Source organism: Chryseobacterium sp. II3a (genome assembly GCF_057815135.1).
Genome location: NZ_JBYPZJ010000010.1, coordinates 19840 through 38300, shown reverse-complemented (window position 1 = coordinate 38300; position 18461 = coordinate 19840). Strand labels below are relative to the sequence as shown.

The 18461-nt window shown below is 35.0% G+C and carries 18 protein-coding genes; 8 read left to right on the top strand and 10 right to left on the bottom strand.

Annotated elements, in window-relative coordinates:
* Positions 1-183: 183 nt before the first annotated feature.
* From AC3HD6_RS19600 to AC3HD6_RS19585, 4 genes are read right to left on the bottom strand one after another with little or no spacing between them, the layout of a single operon-like run.
* Complete coding sequence (locus AC3HD6_RS19600) at positions 184-1461, bottom strand: DUF4374 domain-containing protein (protein ID WP_488897870.1); 1278 nt, start codon at positions 1459-1461, stop codon at positions 184-186.
* A 10-nt stretch (positions 1462-1471) separates the two neighbouring features.
* Complete coding sequence (locus tag AC3HD6_RS19595) at positions 1472-3838, bottom strand: TonB-dependent receptor (RefSeq protein WP_488897869.1); 2367 nt, start codon at positions 3836-3838, stop codon at positions 1472-1474.
* Between the two features lie 3 nt (positions 3839-3841).
* Positions 3842-5131 carry a lysine N(6)-hydroxylase/L-ornithine N(5)-oxygenase family protein gene (locus AC3HD6_RS19590; protein WP_488897868.1) on the bottom strand — a complete coding sequence of 430 codons (1290 nt, stop codon included), beginning with the start codon at positions 5129-5131 and terminating at the stop codon, positions 3842-3844.
* 26 nt (positions 5132-5157) lie between these two features.
* Positions 5158-6762 carry a GNAT family N-acetyltransferase gene (locus AC3HD6_RS19585; RefSeq protein ID WP_488897867.1) on the bottom strand — a complete coding sequence of 535 codons (1605 nt, stop codon included), beginning with the start codon at positions 6760-6762 and terminating at the stop codon, positions 5158-5160.
* Between the two features lie 392 nt (positions 6763-7154).
* Here AC3HD6_RS19585 and AC3HD6_RS19580 point away from each other — a divergent pair, with 392 nt between their 5' ends.
* The 6 genes from AC3HD6_RS19580 to AC3HD6_RS19555 all read left to right on the top strand — a co-directional run bounded on the left by AC3HD6_RS19580 (position 7155) and on the right by AC3HD6_RS19555 (position 10551).
* On the top strand, positions 7155-7619 hold the full coding sequence (locus AC3HD6_RS19580; protein ID WP_488897866.1) for a hypothetical protein: 465 nt from the start codon (positions 7155-7157) through the stop codon (positions 7617-7619).
* Between the two features lie 69 nt (positions 7620-7688).
* Entirely contained in the window at positions 7689-8138 is a 450-nt protein-coding gene (locus tag AC3HD6_RS19575; protein WP_488897865.1) for a hypothetical protein, read from the top strand.
* The gene (locus AC3HD6_RS19570) at positions 8138-8635 is read left to right on the top strand and encodes a metallophosphoesterase family protein (protein WP_488897864.1); all 498 of its coding nucleotides are present in this window, start codon (positions 8138-8140) and stop codon (positions 8633-8635) included. The genes AC3HD6_RS19575 and AC3HD6_RS19570 overlap by 1 nt, the downstream gene beginning before the upstream one ends.
* Positions 8636-8668: 33 nt before the next feature.
* The gene (locus AC3HD6_RS19565) at positions 8669-9163 is read left to right on the top strand and encodes a DUF8465 domain-containing protein (RefSeq protein WP_488897863.1); all 495 of its coding nucleotides are present in this window, start codon (positions 8669-8671) and stop codon (positions 9161-9163) included.
* A gap of 18 nt (positions 9164-9181) precedes the next feature.
* Positions 9182-9898, top strand: coding sequence for a DUF3822 family protein (locus tag AC3HD6_RS19560; protein ID WP_488897862.1), 717 nt, complete (start codon positions 9182-9184; stop codon positions 9896-9898).
* Between the two features lie 80 nt (positions 9899-9978).
* The gene (locus AC3HD6_RS19555) at positions 9979-10551 is read left to right on the top strand and encodes an RsmD family RNA methyltransferase (RefSeq protein WP_068940016.1); all 573 of its coding nucleotides are present in this window, start codon (positions 9979-9981) and stop codon (positions 10549-10551) included.
* On the opposite strand, the gene AC3HD6_RS19550 is transcribed toward AC3HD6_RS19555, so the two are convergent.
* Complete coding sequence (locus tag AC3HD6_RS19550) at positions 10548-10895, bottom strand: winged helix-turn-helix transcriptional regulator (RefSeq protein ID WP_488897861.1); 348 nt, start codon at positions 10893-10895, stop codon at positions 10548-10550. The genes AC3HD6_RS19555 and AC3HD6_RS19550 overlap by 4 nt on opposite strands.
* Positions 10896-10980: 85 nt before the next feature.
* Here AC3HD6_RS19550 and AC3HD6_RS19545 point away from each other — a divergent pair, with 85 nt between their 5' ends.
* The gene (locus AC3HD6_RS19545; protein WP_488897860.1) at positions 10981-11580 is read left to right on the top strand and encodes a nitroreductase family protein; all 600 of its coding nucleotides are present in this window, start codon (positions 10981-10983) and stop codon (positions 11578-11580) included.
* A 381-nt stretch (positions 11581-11961) separates the two neighbouring features.
* Here the strand turns inward: AC3HD6_RS19545 and murI are convergent, their stop codons facing one another.
* From murI to AC3HD6_RS19520, 5 genes are all read right to left on the bottom strand, one after another.
* Positions 11962-12792, bottom strand: coding sequence for a glutamate racemase (murI, locus tag AC3HD6_RS19540; RefSeq protein WP_488897859.1), 831 nt, complete (start codon positions 12790-12792; stop codon positions 11962-11964).
* 60 nt (positions 12793-12852) lie between these two features.
* Entirely contained in the window at positions 12853-13977 is a 1125-nt protein-coding gene (hemW, locus tag AC3HD6_RS19535) for a radical SAM family heme chaperone HemW (RefSeq protein WP_488897858.1), read from the bottom strand.
* Between the two features lie 51 nt (positions 13978-14028).
* The gene (locus AC3HD6_RS19530; RefSeq protein WP_488897857.1) at positions 14029-14979 is read right to left on the bottom strand and encodes a PorP/SprF family type IX secretion system membrane protein; all 951 of its coding nucleotides are present in this window, start codon (positions 14977-14979) and stop codon (positions 14029-14031) included.
* 51 nt (positions 14980-15030) lie between these two features.
* Positions 15031-16104, bottom strand: a complete 1074-nt coding sequence (locus tag AC3HD6_RS19525) for an RluA family pseudouridine synthase (RefSeq protein ID WP_185124648.1) — start codon at positions 16102-16104, stop codon at positions 15031-15033.
* Positions 16105-16177: 73 nt separating this feature from the next.
* Positions 16178-17269: a PASTA domain-containing protein gene (locus tag AC3HD6_RS19520; protein ID WP_488897856.1), complete on the bottom strand. Its 1092-nt coding sequence runs from the start codon at positions 17267-17269 to the stop codon at positions 16178-16180.
* 156 nt (positions 17270-17425) lie between these two features.
* Here AC3HD6_RS19520 and AC3HD6_RS19515 point away from each other — a divergent pair, with 156 nt between their 5' ends.
* A complete protein-coding gene (locus AC3HD6_RS19515) occupies positions 17426-18415 on the top strand; it encodes a D-alanine--D-alanine ligase (protein WP_488897855.1) in 990 nt (329 codons plus the stop codon).
* Positions 18416-18461 lie beyond the last annotated feature (46 nt).

Below are 18461 nucleotides of genomic sequence, written 5' to 3'. Positions count from 1 at the left end.
CTGTATAAAAGGAAGTTTTTATAAACTTAACTTGTAGTTCAGGTTGAACTTCGATAATAAGGTCTACAATAACTTCCCGCTTCCCTCCTCCAGCTTCCTAACCTTTGCCCACAAAAAAACCGGAAGAAGAACTCTTCCGGCCTCGTTAAATCAAATGATCTTATTGTACTAACAAAAAAGAAATTATTTTTTGGAAATAACATTTACTCCCATCAGTCTACCGCTTCCTTTAAGTTTAAATTCAACTTTGGTGTTTTTAGAAACAGGGTCATAAGAACTTAAACCTGAGAAATTATCTGCCTTATTATTAGACATGAAATAGATTCTGTTTTTATACAAGAATGGGTTTTGATAGTTGTAGAAGTTATCCACAGGAATATCAAGTTTTACAGCTTTCTTGGTCTGAACATCAATTTCGTTCCAGAACCAGATATCATTTCTATAGCCTATTCCATGTCCGCCACTGTAATAAGATGCTCCAGTTGAAGGAATGGTAGTATAAATTTTATTATTATGAGCGAAGATTCTGTTAAACTCAGCTGGCTGCACAAAATTCTTCATATCAATTTCAAAACCAGCATCAAAAGTAGTCTGCCCGTTCTTTATTCTAAGAATCTTTGAGGAATAGGCTGCTTCCTGAGCTTTCATATCTGATGTAGCCACCATATAGATATCTTTGGTTACCTCATCAATACTCCATAAAACATGGTCAGTGAAAAGTCCCAGGTTGGTTGCATTAGGATACTTTGTAACATTTTCTACTTTTTTTGAAGTCAGATTATACACTGCAACCGCTACCTCTTTTACAACAGGTTTGATCTGCCAGTTCGATCCTTTTTTACCAATCTGCAAATCAAGATACAGTTTATCGTCTCTCTTTATTAGAATTAACTGCCCGGCCGCCTGGTATGCTGTTTCTCCAGGTTCAAGCACTGCAGGGTCAATAGTTTGAGCTAATGAAGAAAGGTCAATTTCTCCGGTACGCTGCATAGCTCCCGGATTAAAGGTCTGGATTTTAAGCATTCCTCTTGAACCATCCCAATAATATCCTTCGGTTTCACTTACCACAAGATAATTAGGCTCAAATCCGTTATTTTGAGTAGCGATGAAGCCTTTTTGGGTAATATTTCCGGCATTATCTGCTGTAAGTTTAGAAAATCCTTCTTCTGAAGAAGCAGCACCTCCCAGTCTGTACATGTTTTCTCCGAAAGCTTTTCCTCCCGCAGAATAAGCAATCTGATAGAAAGGTTTTTTATCCGCTAATGAAAGTTCTCCCTGAGGAAGCTCTGAAAAAGAATAAATATTTCCTCCCCATCCTGCTGTACTGTTATAGATTACCCAGCTGTCTTTTGTTTCTGTGGGTTGTTTCTGCTCTTCAATACTGTCATCGCTGCTGCAATGGGTAAAAAGCAGGAGGCTTAATGCAGATAAAATGATTGAAATCGGTTTTGATTTTCTCATGATTATAATATTAAAAAATTGTATACGTTAATTTCAAATGATATGATCTTGTAGGTTTCTGTGCATTATAATTATCATACAGTCTTTCATTCGTAAGATTATTAATGCTAAAATTAATAGCCAGTTTAGGATCTGCCAGGAAATAGGTAATTCCTACTCCTACATCTACCATTCCCAGCCTGCCGTCATTCGGAATCAGAAGATCACTGGAAGCAATCGTTGCTTTAGAAAATAGACCTGGCTCCAGATTTTTTGGTACAGGATATAGTAGAAAACGATGTACATAATTGATGTTATAATACAGTTCTACCTTATCCCGCATACTGAGAATATCCGAAAAGTTCAGTCTCATATAATGGTTTCCAAATAAGTAAGGAATATTGGGCTGCCTAGCATCTTCCCAGATTTTTTCATTACCGGAAAGGTTTTTAAGCCTTATATCCTGGTAGGTAAAATTAAACCCTGTCTGAAGATTTTTTATGGGCTGATAGTTAATCTCATACTCCAATCCAAGAATTCTGTTGTCATAATAATTCTGATACCTTCCATAAGGGTTGTCCGGAATCATGAATATTGTATTTTTCACATTCCTGTAGAAAAGATTTAAACTGGTATTCAGTTTATAATTTGATGAAGTATAATCCAGAACAAAATTTACGTTATCACTTTTTTCCGGTTCCAGATCAAGATTTTCTTTGATCAGGATCCCATCCCCGAAAATTTCGGTTTCATCAGGAAGGCGAACTGCTTTTTCATAGGACAGTTTCAGGATAAAGTTTTTAGGTTTATAGCTTATACCAGCCATATATCCGGAAGCATTTTTACTTCGGTCAGAATCCCATGCGAAATTATATTTATCTGTAGTATATCCTTTAGAACTGAAGTAATAATTCTTTACCCCAAGCACTGTTTCCACTTTACGATTAAGCCAATGAGACACCAATCCCAAAGCAGCAATATTCTTGTTGTAAACAGCAGGAGTTTTAAGAACATCATCCCCATATACATTCACGGCTCCATACGGATCACTTCCTTTTCTTCGCTGGTAGAAATACACATTTCCAAATTCCAGGCTATGATTGTTACTGATCTTGAACGCGGCATTGAGCCTTGTGTGGAACATATTGTAATTCATCTTCAGATCATTCCCTTTATTGATCTCGCCAACGCTATTCTCATCACTGAAAGTATATTCCCCCAGCCAATTGTATCTGCGTCTGCTGATATCCACAAAAGAATTGTTATATCTGGCGAAAGCAGTCATCAAGTCTACTTTAAGACGGTTATCAAAGAACATTTTTTTGTACTGAAGATAACCTGTCACATTATTTTCTTTGGCAAAAGCTTCTCCATAAGGTTTTCTCATTTCAAGATCATTCTGAATCTCCTTATAGAAATGAGAATAGATAAATCCAACTCTAAAGTCATTGGCCCAGCTTTTATTTCTTACCCCGGTATAGACTTCCATATAAGAAGCTTCAGTATCGTCATGAAATCTTCTGGCTTCAACTTTTTTAAGATTGGCTGTTTCCGGATCTATAACATTACCTAAAATCTTATAATTGTTTTTGGAAAACACATAGCTTGCCTGGGTTCCTATATAAAACAGACTGTCTTTCTTCCCTGTAAATACAGCATTAAGATGCGATTTATAGGTACTGAATGATGCAATCTCATTTGATATTTCAAGGTTATCTTTTTGTATCGGCTTTGAGATAAAATTAATCCCACCTCCCAAAGCATCCGATGCCAGCGAAATAGGCATTACCCCTTTGTAGACATCTACTCTATCCAGCATATTGAGAGATAAAACATTAGGATTAAAGCTATGTCCGTAAAATTCAATAGGAACTCCATCCCTAAAAATTCGGACCGCTTTCCCCTGAAGCCCGCCAAGATTGACCTGAAATGCAGAACCGACACCGCCTTCTGTACGGAGCTTAACTCCTGTCGCCATATTTAATATTTCACCAATATTGTTCGCCTGGCTTTTTACTGCCTGCATATCAACAATTTTGACACTCAATGGGGTTTCCTTTAGCTTTTCAAGTTTCTTTTTTCCCCTGATATAGACTTCATCAATCCGGTTCGCATTGGAAATCTCTATTTCATATTTCTGGTGTGACCGGCAATTGATATTTAATGTATCACCATAAACAGTCTTATTCTGATACAATACAGATACTTTTACAGACCCATCCGATACCTCAGCAAAATCAACCGTCCCCTGTTTCGAAATCTTTTTCTTTTCTCCGTTAATGACCACATAAACCTCATCATGATTATAATTCCTGATGTTTTTAACCGCTATGGTAATCGGGCATGCAGCCAATGCTAATGAAGAAAATATGGAGATTAGAAAAAAAATACGCTTCATAGTTTATATCGTTTCTAATGCTCCAAAATGCTGAAAAGCAATATTTTTTTCTAATGGATAATATTCGTGGCCTAATATTTTATTGATAATCGCAGCATTTCTATAAGGACCCATTCCTAGGTCTGATGTAATAATCCCCTGTGAATCTACACAACCGTTCTGCATGAATATTTCATTATCATTTACATCCACGGTATAGTTTTCTGAGGACAGTAGCGTTCCATCATTTTGACTCTTGTTCAGTCGATTTTCTATAGGTTGTAAAAAGTGAGGAACTTCATATCGATAACCAGTTGCCAGGATGAGATAATCAGTACTGAAAGAAAAAGTTTTTTCTTCTTCCAGATGCCTCAAGTTTAATGTATAGTCTTCACTGTAAGACATATCTTCAAGGAGGCTATTGGTCAATATTTTAACAGGAAGAGGCTGCTCTTCTTTCATCTGCTGATGATAAAGCTCATCATAAATGGTACTGATCAGCTCATCATTGATTCCTTTATACAGAATATCCTGCTTATTGATCACTTCTCTTCTTTTTGCTAATGGAAGCCTGTTGAAATAGGAAATATAATCCATGGAAGTAAATTCATATGTGAATTTTGAATTTTCCATTGGGAAGAATCTGTCGGCGGCTGTTACCCAGTTCAGCTTTAAATCTAATTCCGGTCTGGAAGAAAGAAGATCAAAAAATACTTCACCTCCACTTTGTCCGGAGCCCAATACTGTAATAGTACTTCCTTTCTTTAAATATTGTTTTCTATGCAGATATTCAGAAGAATGGAAAATGTGTTCTTTAGAGAAGCGCTCGGTAATTTTGGGAACATTAGGAATTGAGCCTACTCCTAATACAATTTTATCAGCAAGATAAACTTTCTTTTCACAATTAATAAGATCAATAACTGAAACTTCATAACACTCGTGGGTTTCGTTGTAATCTATTTCTGTAACAGTGTGGCTGAAATTAAGGCTTTTAATTTGTGACGCTACCCATTTACAATACAGATTATACTCCATTCTTGTTACATAAAAACTTTCCTTAAAACAGAATCGGAAAATTTTACCTTGTTCTCTTAAATAATTGATATACGTAAAAGGGCTTTTAGGATTTACAATCGTTACCAGATCTGCCAGGAAAGGAACCTGAAGGGTTGTCCTCTCAATCATTAATCCGCTGTGCCATTCAAACCTGGGTGCTTTGTCAAAAAATATGGTTTTCAGATCATGTTCTTCAAGCAAAGCAGCAAGACTTAGATTGAAAGGACCTATTCCTATACCAATGATATCATATTTCATAAATTATCTTTTTCAGTATTCAAATATTATGTTGTAATGTTTATTTTCAGGACCGAATTTTTAAAGATGTCTTCTGTGGTTTCATAGAATTTCTCACGGTCAAGGAAAGTCAGGTTAGATGTTTTATAAGGAAGTGCCAATGATCTGTTGAATTCACATCCTACCTTGGTAATCAGATTATGAGTTCCCTTATGGGATGCGGAAGCCTCACCTATCATTCTTGTCAGTTGAGGGAAAGAGAAGAAATATTCCATACACATAGCCAACGCGTTCATTGAAAAGTTTGGAATTTTTTCTTTGGCAGGAGCAATAAGCATGTGAAAGCCATAATCTCCGGGATTGAAACGGTAATATTTACCAACCTCATCTTTTATTGCCCAATACAGTTCTAAAGTAAAAATAGGATTGCCATTCAGAAGACCGATATAAGGATGAGAATAATCTACCCCCATATGTTTGATATAAGCTTCTTCAAATTCCTGTTGATCCACATCCATTTCCCAGTATTTTTTAGCATATTCCATATTAGACCATTCATGAAGGAATTCCATATCCGTTTCCGGATTAAAAGCTCTCAAAGTAATTTCTAACGTCCCGTTGTTGAAATACCTTTTATGCAAAATCTCCCCATAATCAGGTTTTATCAGCTTTTTGGAATAATGTTTAGGGTTAATCAGGAAATTATGCTGCCTGATATATTCTTTCCAGGTATCCTGATCTACACTGTAAGCCTGTTTCAGGAAAAGTCTTGCTTCTATAGTTTCATAAATAAAATTCATGGCGTCACCATAAACCTCTCTCAAAGAATCAATTTCAGTATCTATAATCTGATAAAGAATCTCTTCTTCTATTGAACCCAGATAAGCCAAGTGCCTTAGAACCGGATACAAATTGTAGTATACCACATGAGTTCTTATAAAACTTTCAGCTTTTTCAGTTCTGATTACTGCTCCGGTTGTAATACACTCATCAAAATAAACATTTACTTTATCTCCATTTTGGCTGATAAATGTATGTTCGATATTACTGTTATAAATAATTCCTTCCTCAATATACTTTCCTACTGCTGTTTTCAACAAGGAATGGGTGTATTCTGAAAACCATCGGATAATGGCTGCTTTCTTGTCATAACTGGTTTCCAGTGCAGTATTCTTAGAAATAAATTCCAGCAGGTTATCATTATCGTAGCCGAAAAATTTAAAGATAAATCCTGCCTTAACAGAGTCTGTGAAAGTATGAGTACTTTCTACGGTGGTATGGCCCTGGTCAAAATACTCTTTAAATTCTTCAGAAAAATAGTTGATATAAACCTCTTCTGGATTTTCTACGGTTGTATTTCCACCATAAACAATGGAAGTAAGAAATCGATATGCTTCCTCTGCGCTTATCTTAACTACTTCGCCCATTTTCTTTTCTCTATACCCAACTTCATTTCCGATGTAATGAACTCCGGTGGTAGAAAAATGCTTTACAGGAACAATTAAATAAGATTCTTTACCTGCAATATTAATTCGGATGAATTTACTTTCAGAACAACTGTTCATGAACGTTGACAATTCTTCATCAAACTTTGGTATAAGGTCAAAATAATACCAATTTTTGTTTTCCAATAAGTACAAACCGACACTCATTATTATTTTTGTTTAGATTAAATAAAAATTAAAACAAATATATACATATTTTCCACTTAGCAAAAGAATTATTTAAAATACCGAAAATAAACAACTCAAAACAATGATTATCAAAACATTAAAACAAATAATTCAAATTAATTAATACACTAAAAAGTGAATACATGCATTTTATTGGTCTCTTTTTTTATAGCAAAAACCAATTTCTGGTATCGTAAAAAATATAATTTTAAGAATTAAATAAAAAAACAATAGAAAAACACAAAATGTCTCAATATGAGACTTTATAGAGAATTTTAAGGGTATGTGTCAACTTTATATTCAATAGAAAACTTTCAGTCTTGTATTGAAAAGCTTAATTTTGTCGATAGTAAGTGTAATCATTTTAAAATATGAAAAAATCAATCTCATTTCTTCTGTTGCTATTTTTCGCAGTAGGCTTTATGAAAAGCCAGGATAAAACCTCAGACCCATTTCTCTTACAGACCTGGAAACTAAATAAGCTTGATGACTACATTTATACTTATGAAAAGCAGAATATTTTTGATGCTAAAACCCCTGGTTTAAAGTTTAGTAAAAATGGAAAGATCATTGGAAATTTGAGTAAATCAGCCAATGGCTATAATGCAAAGGATGATTTTCCTGGAAAAGCTTCAAAAATGGAAAGATACATGGGAAACTGGAAAAAAGTTTCGGATACCACCATTGCTATTGTATTTTCTTCCAATAATAGTATGGACGGAACTTTTGTGATTTCAAGACTTACAGAAAGTGGACTAAAACTAAGAAAAGTCTTCAGTGCAGACATTGAAAAGAAACTTGATTCTATACGAAGAAGCAAAAATATTTCTTATTAGTACCCAACAAAGCTCAATCAAAATAGTTTTAGTAAAGCTTCTTTATATTTGCAATTTAAAATAGTAAAAATGACAATACACAGACTATTCGCTTTCTTCTCACTGATAGCGGGCTGTAATTTATATTTATCACAAAATGTGACCATTAAAGATGATAAAGTTCTACTGGATGGAAAGCAAATCTTGAAAGCAGAAAAAATCAATCTCACCCAATATTCATTTTTTTCTATGAAAGATGATGAGGAAGTCCTACTATACAAATATATGGATAATGAAACACCGAGATATGTAAGTGACGACTACTTTATCCTGAACTTTATCACAGAAAAGACAAAAATAGAATCTACTGATTTAGCAAAAATTGCCAATTTCATGAATTCTAAAAAAGGAATGGAAAAGCTGATAAAATGGTTACTTAAAGAAAGAGTGATCAACCAAGATGGAGAATTAAATCCTGATCGTGTTGCTGTATTTAAGGAAAAATACGACGAAAATATTACCCAAAGAACTCTTAGATAATGACAAAAATCCTTCTTCTCTCCGATTCTCATTCTTATATAGATGAACGAATTCTCGAATATGCATCTCAGGCAGATGAAATCTGGCATTGCGGAGATTTTGGTAGTATGGATATTATTGAACAGTTAGAAAAAATAAAGCCTTTAAAAGGGGTCTACGGAAATATTGACAACCCCAAAATACAATCTGAATTTCCGGAAGTCAATCGTTTTTTCTGTGAAAAATTAGAAGTTTTGATGATTCACATTGGTGGTTATCCCGGAAAATACACTCCTTTGACTAAAACTGAAATTGCTAAAAAATCGCCTAAATTATTTATTTCAGGGCATTCTCACATTTTAAAAGCGATGTATGATGAAAAGAACAAACTTTTACACCTAAACCCGGGAGCCTGTGGAAAGCAAGGCTGGCATAAAGTGAGAACCATGATGCGGTTTGTGGTAGACGGGGAAGAGATAAAGGATTTAGAGGTTATTGAATTAGGACCGAAAGTATAAAGAACTGGATGCAAACGAAGTATTATTAACAAGATGAAAATTGGAGATACAGTTTCTGTAGTGGATGAAGATTTAAGCGGAGTGGTCACTTCCGTGAAAGGGAATATTGTGGTTTTTAAAGATAAATATGGCTTTACCCATCAATATCCTAAAGAAAAGCTGGTTCCCAAGAATGCTGATCTGTATGAAAATATCCGAATAGTAAAAAAAGCAGAACCTAAAAAAATCATTTCTAAAAAACATCAGAAAAATCATTTGGTTTTAGACTTGCATTTTCATAATTTGGTAAAGAATCCTAATGATTATGATAGTTTTGAAAGATTGTTTATTCAAAAGGAAAAACTGATTGAAGTGATTGAGTTTTGCAGAAAGAACAATTTGAAGAGACTGGAGATTGTTCATGGAATTGGTGACGGTACTTTACAGCGAATGGTTCGGGATGTTTTGGAAAGCCAGGTTAATATTGATTTTTATAATAAGGAAATACTTCACCACCAATCGGGTGCGGTAATGGTAGAATTTCACTAAATTTGCAGGAATTGAAATATGAACGTACTTAATTTACTTTTTACCAAAGACGGATTAATCTATCAGATTGTGAAAAACAAAAGCATTCTGGAAGAAAAATCTTATTTTGTTACTGAAGAAACACCCGCTACCCTCATTGAGGAAAAGCTGGATGAGGTTCTTATCAAACAGCGTTTTGATGAAATCCAGGTGATTTCTGCACTGAATCATTTTACATTGATGCCGGAAGGTTTTTCCGACCATGATACCGGATTTGACCTGATCTCCTTCAATGCTCCGGCTGATAGAGAAAAAGAAGAACTGATGCTTTCCATCAACAAAAAATTCAACATTCAGTTTTATTATACCTTTCCAAAGAATTATTACAAGAAAATAAAAGAACTGGCGATACCGGTACATTTTAATTTTTCGGGGGAAAAGTTTTTAAGCTCTATCCACAATAAGAATAATAAAGAAATCCATATCAATCTTTACCACAACCAGTGCGAATTTTTTGCGATTGATAATAAGAAGATCATCCTTTACAACAATCTGGATGTAAATTCTGAAGTTGATTTCCTTTATTTCATCATGTTTACGCTAAGCAAAATAGGTTTCGGAATTAATGAGACCAGCTTTTACGCTTATGGTGAAACTACGGAAAATGAAACATTTATTTCCGAACTTCAGAAATTTGTAAAAAACCTGAAGATCGTTTTTGACAATATTCCTAATAAGAATTTTATACTAAATTAGGTTACAGATCGCAGGGAATAGAAAGTAAGAATCACCCATCACCTGCCACCTATAATCTATTACCTAAACCCTAATACAATATGTTCAGAATAATATCAGGCAAATGGAAAGCTAAAAAAATTGCCGCTCCCAAAAACTTTGACGTAAGACCAACCACAGATTTTGCGAAAGAAGCCTTATTCAGTATTTTGGAAAATAAATACGATATGCAGTCGATTTCTGTATTGGATCTTTTCGCAGGAATTGGTTCTATCACCTTTGAATTTGCTTCCAGAGGATGCCAGGATGTAACTTCTGTAGAAATGAATCCAAAGCACACTGCCTTCATTAATACTACAGCATCTGAACTTGATATGGCTCTTCAGATCAACGTACAGAGAGGTGATGTATTTGACTGGCTGAAGAAATTCAGAAATAAAAAATCTTTCGAAATCGTTTTTTCTGATGCTCCTTTTGAAATGGAAGAGAAAAAATACTACGAACTGATTTCTCTAGTTCTTAATAATAAGTTCCTGAAAGAAAACGGAGTTCTTATCGTAGAACACCAAAGCCGCATGAAACTGGAACATCCTAATTTAGTAGACACCAGAAAATACGGAAACGTAAGTTTCAGTTTTTTTGATCCGAATAAAGAAAATAATCAGGAACTTTAGTTCTTGATTATTTTTTTTGAATTATCGGGAGCATCTATTCCCCATCGCGTAATAGCTTCCAGAACTGGCAATAAAGTCTTTCCAAATTCTGTTAAAGTATATTCTACCATCAAAGGTGGTTTCTCTGTATATACTTTTCTATCAATGATGTTATCTTCCTCTAATTGCTTAAGCTGAAGACTCAATGTTCTTTCTGTAATTGTCGGAATATCTTTTCTCAATTCATTATATCTCTTGGCTCCATGGATAAGATGGTGTAAAATTACAGCTTTCCATTTTCCGCCTATGAAACGCATGGTTACACTTGTACAGCAAGGGTAAGATTTGTTATCTATTATATACATTTTTTATACTATCATTTTTAACCGTTATTGCAAAGTTAATAAACTTAAATTAATTTTGTAACTATAAAAATGATAGTATAAAATTATGAACTTTTTAAACAAAATGAAAACAAGGTATACTGTAAAAAAGTATAACCCACAAGGCAATATCAGTGAAGAAAAAATCTCTCAACTGAAAGAAATCCTGAATCTGAGCCCCTCTTCCATTAACAGCCAGCCATGGAATTTTATTTTTGTAAATCGAGGTGAACTGAAATCGCAATTGGCAGAAGTTTCCTTTATCAATAAAGAAAAAGTAATAGACTGCAGCCATCTGATTATTTTCCAGGTCCTTAAAAACCCCGAAGATTTTGAGAAACAAATTGAGGAAAACCTGCCTGAAGGCGCTGTCAATTATTACAGAACCAGAGTAAAACCTAAAGGGGATGCTTTTGTTAAATCCTGGTTAGGACATCAGGTTTATTTATCATTAGGCGTACTTCTTTCAGCCTGTGCAGCTATGGAAATTGATTCAACTCCAATGGAAGGAATAGAACCTGAATTGTATGATGAGATTTTAAAAAATGACAAATATGAAACGTTATTTGCAGTTGCTATCGGAGAAAAACTAGATACAGATGCCAATCAGCCTCAATTTAATCCAAAATCAAGATTGAAAGCTGAAAAAGTAATTCTGGAAGCGTAGTTTTTCACACACAAATTCCACAGATTTATTTCAGAAGGGACACAAACAGGATATTGATTAACCCTCTCGCAGATTTCGCTGATAACGCAGATTTTTATTATACACAAAACACACGAACTTTCACACAAATAGTCACAAGCATCTGCGCAAATCTGTGAGATCTGTGGGAAATAAAACTCTCTGATTATGTAGATTAAGCAGGTCGGACAAAAATCTGCATGATTCGTGAAAGCTGCGAGAAATATAGCAATAATAAAATTGTAAAGAAGATAAAATCCCTGCGGCTTAGCATTTGCCAACATAACGCAATATTGAGATTGTTTCACTCGCAATGGCAAGAGAAAGAAAAAAGTCTGCTTCTTTATGAGGCAGACTTTTTATTTATAATACTTTGAATTCTAAATCAATGGTTTTACCGAAGAATTTTTTTGAGATCTTTTCAAAATTTTTGGTAAGATCCGAAAGGTAGAAGTGGTAATTCGGTTTAGGGTTATTATCATTCAGAAGATTGTATTTATCAAGAATAATCTTCAAATGATTAGCAACAATATTAGGTGAATCAATAACACGAACTCTGTTGCCATAATACTGCTTGATCTCATCTATTAGAAGTGGATAGTGAGTACAGCCTAAAATTAATGTTTCAATATTCTTCAGCTTATTATTGCTCAGATAATTGTAAATGATGGCATGGGTAATTGGATGATTTTTAAAACCTTCTTCAATAGCCGGAACTAATAATGGAGTGGCCAATTCGTCAACCTTAATCCATTTATTATGTTTTCTGATACTCTTCTTATACAATCCGGAGTTTACAGTAGCTTTGGTAGCAATCACTCCCACATTATTATGGATCTCATAAGCTACTTTTTCTGCTACAGGATTAATAACATCTATCACAGGAACTTTTCCGGCAACAGATTGCATCACTTCATTCAAAGCATTGGCTGTTGCTGTATTACAAGCAATTACAATCGCTTTGCAATTCTGCTCCAATAGAAAATTAGTAATCTTTGTAGAATATTCTATAATCGCTTCTTTCGACTTTTCACCATAAGGAAGGTGCTTGGTATCCCCAAAATAGATAAGGTCTTCATTAGGCAGAAGCCTTTTGATTTCCTTAGCAACAGTAAGACCTCCTACTCCACTATCAAAAATACCGATAGGCTGGTTGGGTGAAAGATGTGAATAATCTTGTTTTTTCGTTTTCAAATGAGTTGAAATTTTATACAAAAATAGTGAATTTTATGGCATGCTGTATACATACAAACATTATACAATAAACAAATCTGAAGCAATTCCATCGGCCATAAACCAATGTTTTTCCGGAATTTTCAAATGGTCATTTTCTATGATTAAAATGCCTTCCCCAATTTTTCGTTTGATCTCGTTCTGGAAATATTCAAGAAAACGGTCATCAAATTTTTCTTTCAAGCTTTGCAGATCTACGCCCCAGATGGTTCTCAGCCCAATCATAATCATTTCATTAAACTGATCTTCTTTGGATAGGATTTCCTCTTCTTTAGCTAGAAGTTTTGTACTAAGCTTTTTAATGTACTGTTGATTATTAGCTATATTCCAGCTTCTCACATCAAATCCGTTGTAAGAATGTGCCGAAGGGCCTATTCCTAAATATTCCTGATACTTCCAATACGCAGAGTTATGCCTGGAGTAAAAACCAGGTTTTGCAAAGTTTGAAACTTCATAATGTTCAAAACCATGATCCTTTAAAAAGTCTGATAAGTAGTAGAATTCTCTGTTTTGCTCTTCTTCTTTCGGACTTTTCACTTTTCCTTTTGAAATCCAGTTATCAAGGGCTGTTTTAGGCTCAACGGTTAGAGCATAAGATGAGATATGAGGGACTTCCAGAGCAATGGTTTTATGTAAGTTCTCTTTCCAGATCTCAAGATTAGAGGTAGGTGAACCATAAATAAGATCTATACTCAGATTTTCAAATCCAAAATCCTGAGCACGCTTGATTGATCCTTCCGCTTCTGAAGCAGTATGTGCCCGATTCATCAGTTTAAGATCTTCTTCAAAGAAGCTTTGTGTTCCAATTGACAAGCGATTAACAGGTGTTCCCGCCAGCTGTTTTAAGAAATTCTTATTCAGATCATCAGGATTAGCTTCCAATGTAATCTCAATATCTTTTTCAAAACTGAAATGGCGTAAAACCTCGTCAATTAAAGAATTAATCTCATCCACTGAAAGAATAGAAGGCGTACCACCACCAAAATACAGAGATTTTAAATTCGGGTTCTGTAACTCATCTTTTCTAAGCTGAATTTCAGTTTTCATTGCACGAAGCATTTCATCTTTAAAATTAAGAGATGTTGAAAAGTGAAAATTACAATAACTGCATTTTTGTTTACAGAACGGGATGTGAATATATATCATAAAAAAAGCTCTGAAAAAATTCAGAGCTCAAATTTATTTAAATTAAATTGATTAATATCTATATCCTCGAACATTAATAAAGTTATCGAAGTTATAACCAAGTCCGATCATGAAGCTGTTCCCTCCATATGTTTGAATATCAGACAAACCAAGGTTATAAGTAGCTCCGATCATAATTTTGTTAAGTCTTACTTTAACAACCGGAGCAATTTCCAATTGCTGGCTGTCAAATCTGTTCTGAGCAGCTCTATAACTTACCCCTACAGAGAAAGCATTCACTTCATTATTGAAAGTAGCCATAAGGTTATAGTCCATTACTCTTGTTGAGTTCGTATTTAGGTTAATCATAGCAGCAGGCGTTAACATGATGTTGTCTGCGATATGCCAGTTATATCCTAAGTTTAAGAAAAACTTAATTGGAGAAGGTTCCCATCCGTTTACGATAGGCTTATCATTCCCTAATGCAATATCATTTACAGAAACACCCCCGAAAAGGTTTCTGTAAGTAGCAGCCAAACCGAAGTTAGCGTACGCCATAAATATATTCTGCTGGTCACCTTGTACTAAAGGATCTCCCTGCTCTTCTACATTGATTTTAGTATAATCAAAATTTCTATTGTACAAACTAACACTTGTACCGAACGAGAACTGATCTTTTCTGTCTCCTTCACTACTTAGAGGAATAAAATATGAAGCACCTGCTGTAACCCCTCCTGCAGATTCAGCTCCATTACTGTCTCTGAATACGGTAAGACCGGCACCTACTCTATCGAAAATGTTTGCATTAATTCCCACCGATTGTACATTTGGGGATTCGCTGAATTTTGAAAATTGCTTTTGATAAATGGCATTGAGCTGTACGTAGTCTGTTTTACCGTACTGAGCTGGGTTGAACAGGAAATCACCATCCAAAAGGTACTGTTGATAATATGGTAGTGATTCTTGTGCTTTGTATGCATTTGACAAAAGAGCTAAACATACGATAGCATATAGTTTTCTCATAACAAATCTTGATTTCAATTCAACAAATATAAAAAAAATCTCAATATATTTTTAGTTTTCTAAATAAATTCTCCATTTTTTTACAGCATCCTCCATATCTTTAGGCATTGGACTTTCAAAATATAATTCCTTTTTTGTTGTTGGGTGTATAAATCCCAGGGTATGCGCATGCAGTGCATGTCTAGGAAGAATTTCAAAAACATTTTTAATAAATTGCTTGTACTTTGGAAGATTCACTCCTCTTAAAGGCGTATGCCCTTCATAACGCTCATCATTGAACAAGGTATGCCCAATGTGTTTGAAGTGTGCTCTGATCTGATGCGTTCTTCCCGTTTCAAGTTTACATTCAACCCAAGTCATATATTTGAATCTCTCTAAGACTTTATAATGGGTAACAGCATGTTTTCCCTGACTTCCATCTTCGTAAACAGACATCTGCATTCTGTTTTTAGGATGCCTTCCAATGTGCCCTCTGATGGTACCTTCTTCTTCCTGAGGATTTCCCCATACAAAAGCCCAATACAATCTCTTAGTCGTTCTGTTAAAGAACTGCTTTGCCAGAAAACTTAATGCATATTCATTTTTAGCAATTACCAGAAGTCCGGAAGTATCTTTATCAATCCTGTGAACAAGTCCTACTCTGTCAAGATCAGATTTTGCGCCATTTTTCTCAAAATGAAACGCCAGAGCATTAACCAAAGTTCCATCCCAATTTCCATGTCCCGGATGTACTACCATACCTGGCTCTTTATCTACCACTACCAGATCTTCATCTTCATATACTATATTAATAGGAATATCCTGTGGAATAATCACATTTTCTCTTGGTGGACGGGTTAGCAGTATTGAGATCTGATCTCCGGGCTTTACGCGATAATTCTGTTTTACTGCAGTCCCGTTGACTATAACGTTTCCAGCCCTGCAGGTCTGAGAAATTTTATTTCTTGAAGAGTTCTGGCGGTGTATTAAAAGAAATTTATCAATTCTTAATGGTTCCTGTCCTGGATCAACAGTGATATTAAGATGCTCATATAATCCTTTGTTTTCCTCATCAATATCGATGTTATCAATACTGTTGGAATCCAACAATTCTTCGTCTAAAAAATCTTCGTTATCTTCTGACATTGTATTTATTTTTTTACACAAAAGGCTTCAACATTTTGCAGTTGAAGCCTATATTTTTATTATTAATCTGTAGTTATTCTACGACTACTTTCTTAGCTTTCGGCTTTTGAGCAGGCTGCTGTGTAGTAGTGGAGGCAGCTGGTTTGGCTGAAGTTCCTGTGGCTGGAGTAGTGGTAGAAGCTTTTGGCTTCTCTGTTCCTGTACTTGCCGGTTTCGGAGTTGTAGCCTGAGGCTTTGGAGTTTCTGTTTTAGGAGCTTCTGCCTTTGGAGTTTCTCTCCTAGGTGCAGGTGCAGGCACTACAGGAGCTTCATAGCTAGGCTCATTATGAACTTCCTCATATCGTACTGGTGGCAGAGAAGTATCTACTTTCATTCTATAAATAGAATTCAACTGTTCTACTTTTGCCCTCAGCTCCGCAGGGGTTCTCTTACTTGCCCAAAGGTCAATCTGCATACCCTGGTCACGAACATCTCCTGAAGCAGGGTCCTGATAATAGATAATATCAGATTCATCCTTACCTCCATCTTCATGTTCTACCAATCCTACTTCAAACATACTTTTCGTAATTACAGCTCTTGCTTCTTTTACGGAAAGCCCTACTACATTAGGAATTGAAATATTTCGCATTGGCCCTGATCCTACTACAACATCAATGACAGAGAATCTAGGAAGACGGGCACCTGGATTTACAGCATTTCCTTTATATAAAATTCTTAATAGAGCATCTTTCTGAATACTCGGCTCGTAAATGGTATCTCCAATTTTCAGCCCAACCTGATCCAATCGCTGGAATGCCAGTCCTGAATATTTATTAATAACATCCGGAACAGCAATCTGAGCCCATGTTCTAGGATTCACTTTAAGACGTACTGTTCTTCCATCCTTTACACGGGAACCCGGAGCCGGATAGATTTGTAAAACCTGAAATGGTCTGTATTTAGGGTCATAATTGGCACTGTCTACTTCATATTCCAAACCTGTATCATCTAATATTTTAACAGCATCATGTACAGATTTATTAACAACATTAGGAACAGGAATTTCCTGACCGTGATTAGTATGGTACTCTAACCAGCGGAACGTAAGCCATACAAGCCCTACGAAAACACCGATTGCCACTACTAAATTGACTAAAACTTTCCAATTGAAAAGTGATTTAAGCATACTTAAAAATACTTTAATTATAACCGCAAATATAGCTAATAATTTTAGAATGGACTTTTTATTTAACACAATTCATTTTTGATTTTAAAATTTGCCGATTTCCCGTATTGCATTGCATAAAATGTTTAAATTTGCCTTAATTGATACTATATGGTTATGAATAAAAAAAGTGTTGCCGTAGTAATGGGAGGCTATTCTGATGAATATGTTGTATCCTTAAAAAGCGGACAATTGATCTATGATTCTTTAGACAGAAATCTATATGATGTATATAAAGTAGTAATTCTTAAAGATGAATGGTATTTTTTAGAGGAAAATGATAAAAAACTTCCTATCAATAGAGGAGATTTTTCTGTCACCTTAGATAATGGGGAAACATTAAAATTTGATGCATGCTTCAATATCATCCACGGAACACCGGGTGAAAATGGTATTCTGCAGGCATATTGGGATGCCATAGGTCAGAAATATACAGGGTGTGATTTTTACCAGAGTGCCCTTACCTTCAACAAAAAAGATACACTTGCCGTATTATCAAAATATGGAATTCCGTCAGCTAAAAGTATTTATCTGAGGAAAGGAGAAAACATCAATGTGGATCAAATTGTAGAAGAGTTGAATCTTCCACTTTTTGTAAAACCTAACCAGTCTGGTTCTTCACTTGGAATCTCTAAAGTAAAAGAAAAATCTGAGCTGATTGCAGCTACAGAAGTCGCTTTCAAAGAAGATGACGAAATCCTGATCGAAAGTTTCTTAAACGGAATGGAAGTTTCTGTAGGAGTGATCGACTTTAAAGGAGAAACCATCGTTTTAGGAATCACAGAAATTGTTCCTACCAATGAATTTTTCGATTATGAAGCTAAATATGAAGGAGCATCTGAAGAAATTACCCCTGCAAGAATTGACGAAGAAACCACAAAAAGAGTGGAAGAAATTGCGAAAAGAGCTTACAATTCGCTTGGAATGAGTGGATTTTCAAGAAGTGAATTTATTCTAATGGATGGTATTCCTTATATGCTTGAAATGAATACCAACCCAGGATTCTCTCCTGCAAGTATTCTTCCCCAGCAGGCAAAACACTATGGAATTTCCATTATGGATCTTTGTGGAAATGAAGTTGAAAAAGCTTTAAATAAAAGAAAATAGAAAGTAGAAGTTAAAAATCAAAGGTTAGTTTAAGGCTGACCTCTGG

Coding starts and splice junctions, on each gene's coding strand:
- AC3HD6_RS19600 (WP_488897870.1), bottom strand. CDS start 1,461: ATGAGAAAATCAAAACCGATTTCAATCATTTTATCTGCATTAAGCCTC.
- AC3HD6_RS19595 (WP_488897869.1), bottom strand. CDS start 3,838: ATGAAGCGTATTTTTTTTCTAATCTCCATATTTTCTTCATTAGCATTG.
- AC3HD6_RS19590 (WP_488897868.1), bottom strand. CDS start 5,131: ATGAAATATGATATCATTGGTATAGGAATAGGTCCTTTCAATCTAAGT.
- AC3HD6_RS19585 (WP_488897867.1), bottom strand. CDS start 6,762: ATGAGTGTCGGTTTGTACTTATTGGAAAACAAAAATTGGTATTATTTT.
- AC3HD6_RS19580 (WP_488897866.1), top strand. CDS start 7,155: ATGAAAAAATCAATCTCATTTCTTCTGTTGCTATTTTTCGCAGTAGGC.
- AC3HD6_RS19575 (WP_488897865.1), top strand. CDS start 7,689: ATGACAATACACAGACTATTCGCTTTCTTCTCACTGATAGCGGGCTGT.
- AC3HD6_RS19570 (WP_488897864.1), top strand. CDS start 8,138: ATGACAAAAATCCTTCTTCTCTCCGATTCTCATTCTTATATAGATGAA.
- AC3HD6_RS19565 (WP_488897863.1), top strand. CDS start 8,669: ATGAAAATTGGAGATACAGTTTCTGTAGTGGATGAAGATTTAAGCGGA.
- AC3HD6_RS19560 (WP_488897862.1), top strand. CDS start 9,182: ATGAACGTACTTAATTTACTTTTTACCAAAGACGGATTAATCTATCAG.
- AC3HD6_RS19555 (WP_068940016.1), top strand. CDS start 9,979: ATGTTCAGAATAATATCAGGCAAATGGAAAGCTAAAAAAATTGCCGCT.
- AC3HD6_RS19550 (WP_488897861.1), bottom strand. CDS start 10,895: ATGTATATAATAGATAACAAATCTTACCCTTGCTGTACAAGTGTAACC.
- AC3HD6_RS19545 (WP_488897860.1), top strand. CDS start 10,981: ATGAACTTTTTAAACAAAATGAAAACAAGGTATACTGTAAAAAAGTAT.
- hemW (WP_488897858.1), bottom strand. CDS start 13,977: ATGATATATATTCACATCCCGTTCTGTAAACAAAAATGCAGTTATTGT.
- AC3HD6_RS19530 (WP_488897857.1), bottom strand. CDS start 14,979: ATGAGAAAACTATATGCTATCGTATGTTTAGCTCTTTTGTCAAATGCA.
- AC3HD6_RS19525 (WP_185124648.1), bottom strand. CDS start 16,104: ATGTCAGAAGATAACGAAGATTTTTTAGACGAAGAATTGTTGGATTCC.
- AC3HD6_RS19520 (WP_488897856.1), bottom strand. CDS start 17,269: ATGCTTAAATCACTTTTCAATTGGAAAGTTTTAGTCAATTTAGTAGTG.
- AC3HD6_RS19515 (WP_488897855.1), top strand. CDS start 17,426: ATGAATAAAAAAAGTGTTGCCGTAGTAATGGGAGGCTATTCTGATGAA.